The sequence below is a fragment of the Pseudoalteromonas sp. OF5H-5 genome (assembly GCF_021530695.1).
In the GTDB taxonomy this organism is placed as follows: Bacteria; Pseudomonadota; Gammaproteobacteria; order Enterobacterales; family Alteromonadaceae; genus Pseudoalteromonas.
Genome location: NZ_JAKGBF010000001.1, coordinates 380,312 through 393,337, shown reverse-complemented (window position 1 = coordinate 393,337; position 13,026 = coordinate 380,312). Strand labels below are relative to the sequence as shown.

9 protein-coding genes are annotated in these 13,026 nt (G+C 43.2%); 3 read left to right on the top strand and 6 right to left on the bottom strand.

Annotated elements, in window-relative coordinates; genetic code table 11:
* Genes L1271_RS01755 through L1271_RS01745 form a run of 3 tightly spaced genes read right to left on the bottom strand, consistent with a single transcriptional unit; the run spans position 1 to position 6,214 of the window.
* Positions 1–822, bottom strand: coding sequence for a transporter substrate-binding domain-containing protein (locus L1271_RS01755; protein WP_235366635.1), 822 nt, complete (start codon positions 820–822; stop codon positions 1–3).
* Positions 819–4,478: an autotransporter assembly complex protein TamB gene (tamB, locus tag L1271_RS01750; protein WP_235366634.1), complete on the bottom strand. Its 3,660-nt coding sequence runs from the start codon at positions 4,476–4,478 to the stop codon at positions 819–821. Before tamB ends, L1271_RS01755 begins: the two co-directional genes overlap by 4 nt.
* Positions 4,478–6,214 (bottom strand): autotransporter assembly complex protein TamA, encoded by a 1,737-nt coding sequence (locus L1271_RS01745; RefSeq protein ID WP_102057228.1) that lies wholly within the window; start codon positions 6,212–6,214, stop codon positions 4,478–4,480. Before L1271_RS01745 ends, tamB begins: the two co-directional genes overlap by 1 nt.
* 238 nt (positions 6,215–6,452) lie before the next feature.
* On the opposite strand from L1271_RS01745, the gene L1271_RS01740 reads away from it, so the two are divergent.
* Entirely contained in the window at positions 6,453–6,785 is a 333-nt protein-coding gene (locus L1271_RS01740) for a ribonuclease E inhibitor RraB (RefSeq protein WP_010606615.1), read from the top strand.
* 16 nt (positions 6,786–6,801) lie between these two features.
* On the opposite strand, the gene L1271_RS01735 is transcribed toward L1271_RS01740, so the two are convergent.
* The 3 genes from L1271_RS01735 to pyrC all read right to left on the bottom strand — a co-directional run bounded on the left by L1271_RS01735 (position 6,802) and on the right by pyrC (position 10,169).
* Positions 6,802–8,538: a DEAD/DEAH box helicase family protein gene (locus L1271_RS01735; RefSeq protein ID WP_442960401.1), complete on the bottom strand. Its 1,737-nt coding sequence runs from the start codon at positions 8,536–8,538 to the stop codon at positions 6,802–6,804.
* 120 nt (positions 8,539–8,658) lie between these two features.
* Positions 8,659–8,964: an H-NS histone family protein gene (locus L1271_RS01730; protein ID WP_010606613.1), complete on the bottom strand. Its 306-nt coding sequence runs from the start codon at positions 8,962–8,964 to the stop codon at positions 8,659–8,661.
* Positions 8,965–9,131: 167 nt separating this feature from the next.
* Positions 9,132–10,169, bottom strand: a complete 1,038-nt coding sequence (gene pyrC, locus L1271_RS01725) for a dihydroorotase (RefSeq protein ID WP_174169966.1) — start codon at positions 10,167–10,169, stop codon at positions 9,132–9,134.
* A gap of 184 nt (positions 10,170–10,353) precedes the next feature.
* Between pyrC and L1271_RS01720 the strand changes: the two genes are divergently transcribed.
* Positions 10,354–12,714 carry a bifunctional diguanylate cyclase/phosphodiesterase gene (locus tag L1271_RS01720; RefSeq protein WP_235366633.1) on the top strand — a complete coding sequence of 787 codons (2,361 nt, stop codon included), beginning with the start codon at positions 10,354–10,356 and terminating at the stop codon, positions 12,712–12,714.
* Positions 12,715–12,825: 111 nt separating this feature from the next.
* On the top strand, positions 12,826–13,026 hold the full coding sequence (locus L1271_RS24815) for a hypothetical protein (RefSeq protein ID WP_328265817.1): 201 nt from the start codon (positions 12,826–12,828) through the stop codon (positions 13,024–13,026).

Here is a 13,026-nt window from a genome sequence, read left to right as displayed (position 1 = left end):
TTATTTTCCTTGTTTATACCAATAAAATGGCACCTCCAACGGCGCACTGGGTGGCAGGTTTGGGTTGTCTAATTCTATGACTGTTTTGTTTTTAAGATCTAGCCTTTCAAGACGAGCGGAAAAGTGTTTTAAAAATAACGCCTCGAATCGGCCATCTTGCAGTGCGCTTTTAAGGCCTTTCTCAATTTGGCTATGGAGCAACGGGTTGTCGTGAGAAACAAAAAAATATACCGCCGAAGGATAGTAAAACACCACATGCTGATCTGCTACCAAATCCGTGTCACTCAGGGCAGCTTCAATACTCACTAAATCGCTTGGTAGCACATCAAAACGTTTTTTCAACAGCATGTCGTAACCACTGTCTTCTTGTGAGAAAGAAGTCACACTGAGGCCATTACGCTCAAAAATCTGATGGTCTGGCCAATCTCTGCGTAAACCAAAAGTAACTCGGCGCAAGTCGCCAATGTAGCGTACTCCGCTCAGTAAGGCTTGATTATGTTTGTGCACTAAAGGAATGCGATAACCCAAAATCCCTTTCACTAGGGGAATGCGAATTGCACTCGCGGCCTTTTCGCGCTGTGAGTTAGTCACTAACCAACTGACATCCAGCCCCCCTTTTTCTCCAAGTAGGCGCACCGCTCTGTCTTGAGAAGGAATACTTCTCACTGATACGAGCCTCGCTGACTCTACCTGGTAGGATAAACTCAAAGTAAGCAGCTCTATAATGTACGGATCGGCACCAGCGCTGATTCTAATTTCCGTTGTTTCTTGTGCTTTGAGAGGAAATATCACAAAACCTAGAACGAGCCAAAGCAGTTTCATTTATCATCCCAATCAAATTTGTATAAGAAGTCTATACTGTTGTACAAACCGCTCGTGGCTTCAACATAAAACTTCGAAAAAACACGATAACGCAGCGCAATTTCATTAATAGACTCAAATACCCCAACACGATAACTGACCTGAACATTGGGGGTGATGTAACCTGACACCTCGACCTGTGTATCGTCACCACTGCCTTTTGCTGATAGGTTAACATCCGAAAGTCCAAGCGATTCCCCCGCCTTACTAAAGAATCCTTCACTGCGGTCAATTCCCTGTGAGAGTAAAAACTGCGTGAGTAGCGCATTATTAGAGGTTTCAGACTCCCCTAAAGGCTGACCGTTAAGTAGGTATGACAGTGCCTTGGCTTGGTCCATTGCAGGCTCTGAAAATACAGTCAAACGCGGCTTAGCAATATTGCCAGTGAGCTCAACACCGGCTATCACATCATTGGCGGTTGTCGCTGGATTTCGAATAGCTCGAATGTTCAAATATGGCTTATCTAATGCGCCATTGAAGCCAATTTGTCCTGTACGGATCAACAAGTCTTGGCCAAATGCACGATATTTCCCCTCTCGCAATTGCAACTCTCCCGTTGCTAACATTGGCGACTCAACTTGCTTGTCAATTTCGATTGCACCGGTAACAAAGCTATCTAGCCCAAGCGCCTTCACCCTAAAGTTATCTTTAACGGTCAGTTTTAAATCTATTTCGTGTTGAACTGGCACCGACATCTGCTTTTTCACTTTGGCATCAACAATGACCTCATCATCGCTTGGAGATGTGACTCCCTCAGGCAGAGATTCAATGTTTACTCGGCCAAACGGCACCACAATTTCTCCAAGTACTCGCGCAATCTTATCTTTATAGGCAAGTGTTAGATCCGGGCTTGCGGTTAGTTCAATCTGTGAGTCTGGTTGCACATAAATATTTTCGCCCTTTATTTTTACTTCAGCAGAGAGCTCGGGCGACCAATAGGCTTCGCCAGTTAGTGCTACCTTGCCGCCTTTTGCTGCTGTTAACTCAGCCTCAAGTTGAGCGGAAGTGGCATTAAAATCAAGATTGATGTGACCTTTATCAATTTCAACAGGCAAAGAGTCAGAAGACATAAATAAGCGCTGAGCAGTTAGTTTACCGTTCACTTCAGGGGCCGCGAGGCTACCTGAAATATTTATATCCCCTAACACTTCCCCTTGCAGGTCAAAACTTTGTTCCGTTACTCGGTTTAGTAGCGCTGACAACTTAGCCAGCTCAATTGACTCTATTTTTACGTTACCAGCTAATTGGGGGGATTGTTTATCTAGCGGCACACGCGTACCACCACTGAACTTACCTAAGGTTTCGGAGGTCATGCGCCAATCAGCGTGGATTTGCTTGTTATTGGTTTTTAGTAACGCTTTAAATTCAGAAATTGAAAATGTTTGCCCATGAGTCGTAACGCCGGCATCAACAATGTTCAGCTCGCCATCGGCTCGCGTTACTTGGCCATTTTGCCACGCAAGTTTAGCCACGGCCTGAGTTTCACCAGTTACTTTGAGCTCTGCTGGCAACCAAGTTTGTAGTTTAGCAAGTGCCAATTTCTCCAGTTTAACATCGGCTTGCCCTTGTGTGCCTTGTTGCTCGGCTGCAAAACACAAATCAGTATCATCCATCCGCCAACACTGCTTTGCAATGCGTTGACTGACTTCACTGATCACGATTGCGGCAGGACTTTGCAATGCTATCGTTTGCCCTTGAGAAGTTACCTCTCCAGACGATAATTCTCCCTGCCAAGTGGACTGTTGCAACTTGCCATTGACTTCAAAGCTTGCAACCACTCGCTTATCACGAATATCCAATGTCGCGTTATGTTGCTGCTGATTGCCTTTCACAGCTAAACGAATGTCTTCAACCATTTCAGAGTCAACAATCAAACGGTCTAATGCCAGTTTAATTTGCCCAGTCACTTCATTGGCAATATCAACCGTGCCTTTCGTCGTTAAGCCATGTAGTGCTATATTCTGGTAACGCACAGAGTCAAACTTAATATCGGTCTGAATCCTTGGCTTGAGGTGGTCGCCCTGAACAAAGATTTCACCACTGCCCTTTAAGTCAGCTGGAATAAGCGTATTTGCCGCCTGCTCAAACTGAAAGTCAATATCGAGATCTAACTGCTGACCAAGCTCACCGCTTACCGTCAGGCTATTTTTGCCATAATTCAGGCGTGCATGGCTAAACTCACCTAGCAGGCTTTCATCCACAACGACCTTAACGTCCGCATTAAGTGGTGTACCCGCTACTTTACCATCGAGCTTAAAGCGCTCAACATTAACCTGCCACTGCTCACCTTGACTCATAAAATCAAACGCGAATTGCCCTGCCAGCATATCGTTTTTCGTCAGGCCTGCATCGTATTGCACTAGCCCTAGTAATCTATCGACTGGTAGCTGAGAAAAGTCCCCGTTCACTTTACCCTTCACCCCTTGCGACCAGTTCACTTGTCCCGCGATTTGCGCTTGCGCTTTTTCAAGCTGAAGCTTTGCTTTAGCTAATGTAAACGCTTGTAGTCCACCTTGCCCTTCAAGTGTCGCGGTAACATCACCAAACTGCACAGTATTAACAGCGATTGAGCCTGACAAATGGTATTTTGAGGCATCCCCGCTCAAGCCGAGTGTCGCACCTTTTAAAGTCGTGGGCTCTGAAGGAATAACTAATTTATCTATTTGACCCTGTAAATCAAAAGGCCAGTTTGTCGCTGTCAAATCCGCATGGGCTTGCAGTTTTGCAAACGCCATTCCCTCGCTATTCAAAGTAAGCGTGAGATCGTGAGGGCGACCCGCCAGTGTTAAACTGGCTAACCCCTGTGGCGCACTCAAGGTTGACCTCAGATCAATAGTCCAGTCATTAAGCAAGATTTCTGCCGCTGCTGATATAAACCATTCTTGATAGTTAAGCTGAACCTGCTCCACGTCCACATTTTCATCCACTACAACTTGAGAAAGCTTGATATTCTCAAGTGTTTGCTCATCTACCGCGAGATTGTTAATCTTTAACTCGCCGAGCTCAGCGGTTAGCGGCAGATCTATCTTAGGCAGTTGGAGTGGCGCTATTGCATTAAGTGGTGCTGGCGATTTTGCAGGCACAGGCTGTTCAGTTGCCTTTGTGGTCAACTTCACACTGTCTAACAGCAAAAAAGGGACATTAAAATGTGAGCCAGAACCTGAAAACTGCGTGTCTAAGCCTTGCAATCGCACAGTAATTTCCGGCGTGTCCAACGAGAATTGCTGAACTTGAGCACGTTTTATTGCAATTGGCAGTGGTAACTCAACTTGGCCACTTTCAGTAGTTTCCGCTTCGCTGACACTTTTCTGCTTTTGTACGATCGCTATCGTTTTTGCGTCTAGCGCAATGCAAACGCTGGCACAGGTCAACCACTCAACAGTGACTTTGGTGTCTCTAAGACGAATATCTATATTGTCATTGTGATAACGCAACGTAAGATTGGCGCCAGATAACAAGCGCTTATCTAAGCCATCGATTTCTAACCCTGAAACCGTTTTATTCGCTGTCCAAACCAGTAACTTTTGCCCAGGCAAGGTAAAGCATAAACAAACCAAAAGTAAAAATAAGCTAATAATGGCAGTAATGATTTTGATTCTTAAGCTTCTGAACTGCATTAGATTTCAGGTCCTATAACAATACTGAGACGGGTGCTTTTACTTTCTTTGGTCAGCCCCCAAGCATGATCGAGCCGGATTGGACCAACGGGGGTTAAATAACGAAAACCAAACCCAGCTCCAACTTCCCAAGCGTCCGAGAAATCGTTCGTTGCAGTACCCGCATCAACAAACAAAGCAGCTCGCCAACTTGGATGGAATTGATAGTTATATTCCACTGTACCAGTGGCTAAATATCTGCCGCCAAGTATGCGCCCTTCGTCATCGCGAGGGCCGATAGATTCATAGGCAAAACCACGGATACTCTGATCCCCCCCAGCAAGAAAACGATGGGTAAACGGAATTTGGTCAATATCCTTTGTCACAATCGCCCCTAAGTCTAAACGACCAAAAAACAAGTGCTTGGTTTCAAAGCTTCTTAACCATTCATTGTTCCATCTCACTTTCAACATATTTGCAGACGATAGTACAGAATCTGCTGCAGCTTCAATGGAGATCAGGCGCTCGTTCCCCCAATAAGGTAGCGCGCCACCTTTACTTTCTTTCTTTAAGTAGCTAATACCTGGGATCAACATTTCCGTCCGTTGTTTTTCGCCTAGCTGTTCCGTAGTTTCGTGTTCACGTTTCAAAAACGCCGTCCTCACCCACTCGTCATCCGTTAGCCATTGTCGCTGTACTTGTACGTTCCAAATCCGGCTGTTGATCCCTTCAGTTACTTCATCCTGCACCTTATAACCGCCTAACACACGCCATAAATCGTCGTTAGGATTGTCTACTGGAATGGTATAACTGGCAGTGATATCTTGTTGCTTTTGCGACAGCCTCAGATTGGATTCAAAGGAATGGCCATCCTCGGTGATCCAAGGTTTAGTCCACTTAAAACGGGTTTTTGCACCCACATCATCACTGTAGCCAGCACCCACTTCAAAGCTATTTGCGGGTTTGTCTTCAACACTCACTCGAACGGGGATCTGATCGCTCGTCCGGTCCTTTAACAGCGGATAAACCTTTATCGCACTAAAATAAGGTGTGGCATTTAAAGACAGATTAAAATCAGACAAGAGGCTAGCTTCAAACGGCTGCCCTTTCGAAAATGGGCTTAGCGAACGTATATAGTTAGCCGCTTTGGTGTTTCCCTCAATAGCAAGGTCGCCAAATTGATAACGTTTACCTGTGTTGAGAAGTAGTCGCACGCCAGCATAGCGATTCGCTTTGTGAACAAGCAACTTGGACTCCTGCCATTGATAATCAAAATATCCAAGTTCTAGTAGCTCGCTTTCAAAGCGGCTTTTCGTTGCCTGATAATCACTATGATTAACTTGCTTGCCAACTTGGATTGGTACATCTTTGATAAGCGAAACTAAATCCGCATTGTCCTTCCCCGTGCCCACAAGCTCAATATTAATATCTTTCCATTTCAGTGGTGCTTCAAGTTTGACTTCGGCTATGACGTTTTGCCCTGCTCCACTGAGTTGAATATCAAAATGATAATAACCTAAAGCATGCAAAGCGCGACGTATGTCCGCACGTACCTCTTTCATCACCCGAGGGACTTTTGGCTTACCTTTGTAAGATTTTAAAAAACCAGTGATGTTGTCTTCTACGTCGCCGTTTTCGACTTTGACTTCAATGTTGGAGATTTTTACTGATGCAGGGCGAGACTCCGCACCTGCGTTAAACGAGGAAAAGCAGCACAAAAAAAGCGCTAGTGTTAAACAAGAGAAATACGGCTTCATTAAAATAAAACGACCTAAATATCGCGACTTATGGGCATCGATAACGCCATTGTGCTTGTGAAAATGGATACTGTAAAACGACTTTTCAGAGAAAGTGCAATTTTACTGAGCTTAAGCTGAACATAGGGTGTATTTTGATGTAACGCAGTGGCTTTATCGCACATTTATTTACATTCATCCTTTTTATTTTCTTGCAGATGACGGACAATAGCAGCAATTGAACCTGCAGAGTGAAATTATGCAATTCCCAAATGATGATAACGGTGAACTTTTAGCTGAGATTGCCGCTGCTGGCGTTGATCTGACGCAAATGCAGAATATCGATTTTTATATTCTTTTCGAGCAAGCTGATGATGCTAAGCGCTTCAGTAGCGCGATTGAGAAAGATGAATTAGCACCTAAAACCCAGTTACAACAATGTCCTGATACTGGCGTTTGGGAAGTGATCACCACAGTGACTATGGTCCCTATGCACGAGCTGCTGAGTCAGACAGAGCAATACCTAGAAAGCATAGCCAATGGCTATGAAGGATATGGTGATGGCTGGGGCTTAATGGCCTCGGAAGAATAAACTTGCTACAGAAAAGCTAACTTTTGTCGGCCTTTCTGTAGCTTCCTTGATAATCAAACAGCTTTTCAGAAACCTGCCAACCAAACTTCTTGTGTAATTTAGCAATCACAAAATCCGGTGCAATTAAGTCAGTATCTATCACTTCTTCAGCTGACTGCCATTGCGCAGGTGCCGATGTTGACTTTCTCCGCTTTGCAAATTGCTGGTGGAATATAAATAGGCTCTTTTGATTAGAAAAGTCATAGACTTCACTGCAACTTGCCCCATCCTCATCAAAGTAAGTAATTTTTAATTTATTGCCACCGAGTACTTCGCTACATAGCCCGCTACAGCGTAATACCATTGCATGTTTTAAATTCAGTGCCGCGCGCAGCTTATCATCTGGGTCTGCCATTACTGCGCCGCACTGATGACATTGCCTTGCAGCAATATCATTTTCTGCACCGCACTGCTCACATTCTTTAAACTTAAAACGATAATCACATTGCTGTGAGTGACCTTCATCGTCTTCAAGCAACCCCTGACAGCGCCTACCAAAATGCTCAATAAGCTTGCCTTGCTCGTCTACCTTGCCCCAGAAAATATTGGCAAAGCCACAACCAGGACACAGCACCTGTACGGGCTCATTGTCTGAATTTGGCTTTTTACTTCCCACTTCAGGTGCAAATAAGTCAAAGTCATTGCCAGCATAATCAATGACAAAGCAATCTTCTTTATTTTCGTCTAACCTAAGTCCTCTGCCTACAATCTGCTGATAGAGGCTCACGGACTCCGTGGGTCTCAAGATAGCGATAACATCAACATGGGGCGCGTCAAACCCGGTAGTCAGCACAGAAACATTCACTAAATACTTAATTTCTCTATTTTTGAACTGGACGATAAGTGCATCTCTCACGGCAGATTTGGTTTCACCCGTTATTAGCGCACTATATTGCTCAGGTAAATAGCCGAGAATTTCTTTTGCATGCATAACCGTCGCGGCAAAAATCATTACGCCGACCCTATTCTCACTTAGCGCTAGTAAGTGCGAGATAATGCTTTTTGTTGCACGGGTCTGAGCCTGTAATAATGTATTCATATCAGATTCTGAATAACGCCCAAATGAATCTGTACTTAAACTAGAAAAGTCATAGTTTTCAACCGCTGGATCAATTTTTTTAGGTGGCGTTAGGTACGAGTTTTTTATCATATATCTGAGCGGCAGCTCATAAATACACCGCTTAAATGGTGATTCTGCTTTCCCCCTCACAAAACCGTGATAATGCTTATGATATATCCATCCCATACCCAAGCGATAAGGTGTTGCTGTTAAGCCCAGTAACTTTAATTCAGGATTAAATTCAGTCAGCTGGTTTAAAATTTGCTGATACTGACTATTATCATCACCACTTACTCGGTGACATTCATCAATGATAACTAATGAATAGAATTGATTAAGTTGTGACAAATTTCGAGACAACGACTGCACACTGGCAAAAGTCACCTGATGCTGTAACGACTTTTCTTTTAATCCAGCAGAAAAAATGCTCGCTTGTAATCCATAGCTTTTATATTTTTGTGCATTTTGTTCTACAAGCTCTTTAACATGAGTCAACACTAATATTTTGTGCCTAGCAAGCCGTGCAAGCTCCGCAATAACTAAACTCTTTCCGGCGCCAGTAGGCAAAACAATTACTGCAGACTCGCTAGATTTACGAAAGTGGAGCAGTGTATTTTGTACCGCTTCCTGCTGATAAGGTCTTAAAACGTAAATAAGCGCCTCAGGGGATATATAATTAAGTCAAAAAAGGCGTACCTACTAAGGTACGCCTTTTATTTAAGCAATTTAAACAAAGGTTGTTCAACACCGAACCACCTTCATAATAAAGCATTATTAGATTAGATAATCATCTAGGTTAACACCTTGGAATACTTTAGGTGTTTTACCACGGCCAGTCCACTCGATTACCTCACCGTCTTTTTCAATACGGTATTTTGCTTTTACTTTAGAACGACGGTCAGCTGACGTAGTGCCCACTAAATCATCAAGCGTAAGTCCTTTTTCTTTCAGCATAGCCAATACCTCTTCTTTAGCTTGCTGTTGTTCCTTTTGCTCGTCCAGTGCTTTTTGGATAAGCTCTAACGCTTTTTCTAAATCACCGTAGCTTGCATTTTTAATAAAAGACTTGATCTCACGCATTGATACTCTCTCAATTAAGCTTAGTTTTAATATTTATATTGAATACTATATTAAAATTAATAAAAAACAAATTGTATTCTGTGAATTTTAATTTTGTTACGAAAAAAGCGCCATAATAGCGCTTTCTAGTTAGGATTAAGAAGATTTAATTACATTTTGTTTAAATCTCATTCAACTTTCCAGTCAATAGTTGTACCCGCTTTAATAGGAACAACAGATCCTTCACCTAATTTGTATGCATCAGGCACTTGCCAAGGAGACTTAGTCAGCGTAATGGTATCTGTATTGCGTGGTAAGTCATAAAAGTCCGGACCAAAGTGACTCGCAAAGCCTTCTAATTTATCAAGCTCTCCCGCGTCTTCAAATGCTTCGGCGTATAGCTCTATTGCGGCATGTGCAGTGTATGCACCGGCACAGCCACATGCGGCTTCTTTTTTATCTTTCGCATGAGGGGCTGAATCAGTGCCCAAAAAGAATTTCTTACTTCCGCTTGTCGCCGCTTCAATTAGCGCTTGTTGATGTGTATTACGTTTTAAGATAGGTAAGCAATAATAGTGAGGGCGAATACCACCAGCCAACATATGATTGCGGTTATAAAGCAAGTGATGAGCAGTGATAGTTGCTGCAACGTTGTCAGGTGCTTGATTGACAAAATCAACGGCATCTTTTGTTGTGATATGTTCGAGTACGATTTTTAGCGCTGGAAAGTTATCAACGACTTTAGATAGCTTCGTCTCAAGGAATACTTTTTCTCTATCAAAAATATCAATAGATGAGTCCGTCACTTCACCGTGCACAAGCAGCAACATGCCAACTTCTTGCATCGCTTCAAGTGCTGGATACACGTTTTCAATATCCGTTACCCCCGACGCTGAGTTTGTCGTCGCACCGGCTGGATACAACTTAGCAGCAACGATATGACCGGTTGCTTTCGCTTTTTTTATTTCTTCAGGAGTAGTGTTATCCGTAAGGTACAACACCATTAGAGGCTGAAAGTTACCTTGAGGATTAGCGGCCATTATGCGGTCACGATAAGCCAAAGCAGTCTCTGTGCAAGTTGCTGGTGGGACCAGATTTGGCATGATAATCGCGCGGCCCATATAGCGACTAATATCTCTTACCGTATCGACCAATACATCACCATCACGTAGGTGCACATGCCAATCATCTGGTCGTGTAATCGTTAGCGTTTGTTTGCTCGTCATTGCTCTCTTCCACTGCTGAATTTGCCCGATCATAGGCTGCACATGGGTGTTAGTAAAGTTTTTCAGGCCAACCGCAGATTATTTCACTTTGTGAGTTTACTTTAGCGCGTTTTCATTTTTCACAATATTGGTAAATATGTACAATTTAAGTTAACTTAGTAGCATCTTTTCATGAGAAATATGTATGCTATCTGAGAACCAAAAATTAGAATCAAAAACTGAGCAGCTTAGCATCATTAACCAGTTTTCTTCGTCGCTGCTGCATCTAACCAAACTTGACGAATTATTTGAATACGTTACGACACAGGTTGTCAACCGACTGGGGTTTGTCGATTGTGTTATCTATCTCGCTGATCCTTACCAAGAATACCTAGAAGTCGCTGCAAGTATGGGCGTTTCCCATACTAATGGTGATTATCGTGTTGAACAAACCAAGATAAAGATTGGTTTAGGTATTACTGGTCAAGTAGCAACGACTAGAGCGCCCTTTATTTCTGGAAACGTCGCCGCTCACCCTATGTACATTGCTGATTTACGACCCGCCATGTCAGAGCTTTGTGTACCACTTGAGTATGACGGTCATTTAATCGGTGTGATTGACTGTGAGCATCCAGAGGCCGATTATTTTACCTCCGCGCATTTACAGATATTATCGACGGTCGCACATCTGCTCAGTGCCAAAATCCATCAGTTACGTACCTTAGAAAACCTCCAAACCACGATTGCCCAGTTACACCAAGCACAGAATTTAGAAAAGTCCCTGCTTAAAATTGCAAACATCACTTACCGCTTTGAGAACCTTGAAGCTTTTTATGATGACTTATATAAAATCATTGCCTCTCAGCTTTGCGCCGAGAACTTCTTTATCGGCCTTTATGATACTCAACAGGATATTTTAGAAATCGATTATTTGATTGAGGGAGGCGAAAAATGTAATGCACATCAAAAAGTATCAAAAGATCAGATTAAGCATACTGCATCCTACTATATACTGAAGAACCAACGACCACTGCTGTGTGATAACAATCAATTTAGAATGCACATTACGCGGGGTGATTTTAAAATGGTGGGCCGCTCGCCGCGCTCTTGGTTAGGCGTACCATTTTTGGTTAATGATCAATATCAGGGCGTGATTGTACTGCAAAGCTACAATAACGACCAAGCTTTCGTGAATCATGATTTATCTATTTTGACTTATATAAGTCGCCAAGTCAGCATGGCCATAGACCGGCAGCTTTCACGACAAGCGTTAGAGCATAGAGCCTTACATGACGACTTAACAGGTCTTGCCAATCGCTATTTATTGTTAGAGCGGATCAAGCATGCCATTTTGAGGCTTGCACGAATCGAGTCCTCTAATTTGCACTGCCTAATTTATCTGGATTTAGACAGATTTAAGAGCATTAATGACTCACTTGGCCACGATGTTGGTGACCATTTCTTGATTGCTATTGTCGAGATGATAAATGGCTGTATTCGCAAAACCGATACATTCGCGCGGCTCGGGGGTGATGAGTTTGCAATTTTTATGGAAAATGTCCAAGACAGGCAACAAGTCACTCTGCTACTTGATAGGATCACCACAGCAATAACCAAGCCCCTTCATATAGATGGTCATGTTCTGCAAGCTTCTGGCAGTATTGGCGTTGCCTTCACTGATAACGAATCCGATAGCGCAATTAATTTACTGCAGCAAGCAGATGCCGCCATGTACGAAGCAAAATCTTCGGGTCGGGGTCAGGTCTTCTATTTTAATAATGCCATGCGCAAGCGCCTAAAACAGCAAGCCGATATTGAAAATGATCTGCAACATGGCATAAAAAACAATGAATTTGCGCTGTACTATCAGCCGATATTTTCTCTCACGACTGGCGCTATTGTGAGCTTTGAAGCCCTTGTCCGTTGGTTTCACCCCAAAAATGGTCTCGTCTCTCCAGATGCTTTTATTCCAATTGCAGAGCAAACCGGACAGATCATTGAACTTGACTTACATTTGTTGGAATTAGCAGCCAAACAACTCAAACGTTGGAAAGCGCAAAAGCTGCCGAAAACTCGCGTTACGGTAAATGTTTCATCGCGACATTTCGCAAGCTTAGAGTTCGTAGATACAATTCAGCAACTTTATCATCATTATGAGCTTACACCTGGCTCTTTATGTTTGGAAATCACAGAATCTGGATTAATAGCAAACTTAGCTCTTGCAACCAAAATTATTCAAGGATTAGAATCCCTTGGAGTGAAGCTTTATCTTGACGACTTTGGCACCGGTTACTCTGCTTTAGGTTATTTGCACCAGCTCCCCATTCATGTGCTTAAAATTGATAAGAGCTTTATTGACCAACTAACTGAAAGAGAAAACCCCCTAGTTGATGCGATTTTGAAGCTTGCACAATCACTTAACCTGACCGTTGTCGCCGAAGGTATCGAGCTCGAAACCCAGTGGCAGCTATTAAAGCAAAAAGGCTGTCAATTTGGTCAAGGTTATATTGTTTCTAAACCACTCGCCGCAGATCAAGCGATGGCATTTTTACTGAGTAGAAACTAGGGCCTGTTGATCTTTCAAGTTTGTTTTTGCAGCAGTTTGATTGGTATTTATACAAGGCAGAACCAGCGTAGCATAGTCATTCTATGTAAGTCTGGCGATAACACAGTAGAAATGCTAATCAAGCGCTGCCCTTTGGGTTCATCTGAGTGCGCTTTGTTCATTGTTGCTCAACTTTTGCCTAGATTACTAGGCGGCAAGTCGAGCGTCGCGACCAAAACACACTCAGAAGAACAAAAATCAAACAGCAAAGGTCAACAGGCCCTAGCAAATACCTCATTGTTTATAAACAATGAGGTGTTTGAACCGGTTTAG

Bases quoted from the DNA above. Each gene is read 5' to 3' on its own strand.
- L1271_RS01755 (WP_235366635.1), bottom strand. From the start codon at position 822: ATGAAACTGCTTTGGCTCGTTCTAGGTTTTGTGATATTTCCTCTCAAA.
- tamB (WP_235366634.1), bottom strand. From the start codon at position 4,478: ATGCAGTTCAGAAGCTTAAGAATCAAAATCATTACTGCCATTATTAGC.
- L1271_RS01745 (WP_102057228.1), bottom strand. From the start codon at position 6,214: ATGAAGCCGTATTTCTCTTGTTTAACACTAGCGCTTTTTTTGTGCTGC.
- L1271_RS01740 (WP_010606615.1), top strand. From the start codon at position 6,453: ATGCAATTCCCAAATGATGATAACGGTGAACTTTTAGCTGAGATTGCC.
- L1271_RS01730 (WP_010606613.1), bottom strand. From the start codon at position 8,964: ATGCGTGAGATCAAGTCTTTTATTAAAAATGCAAGCTACGGTGATTTA.
- pyrC (WP_174169966.1), bottom strand. From the start codon at position 10,169: ATGACGAGCAAACAAACGCTAACGATTACACGACCAGATGATTGGCAT.
- L1271_RS01720 (WP_235366633.1), top strand. From the start codon at position 10,354: ATGCTATCTGAGAACCAAAAATTAGAATCAAAAACTGAGCAGCTTAGC.
- L1271_RS24815 (WP_328265817.1), top strand. From the start codon at position 12,826: ATGCTAATCAAGCGCTGCCCTTTGGGTTCATCTGAGTGCGCTTTGTTC.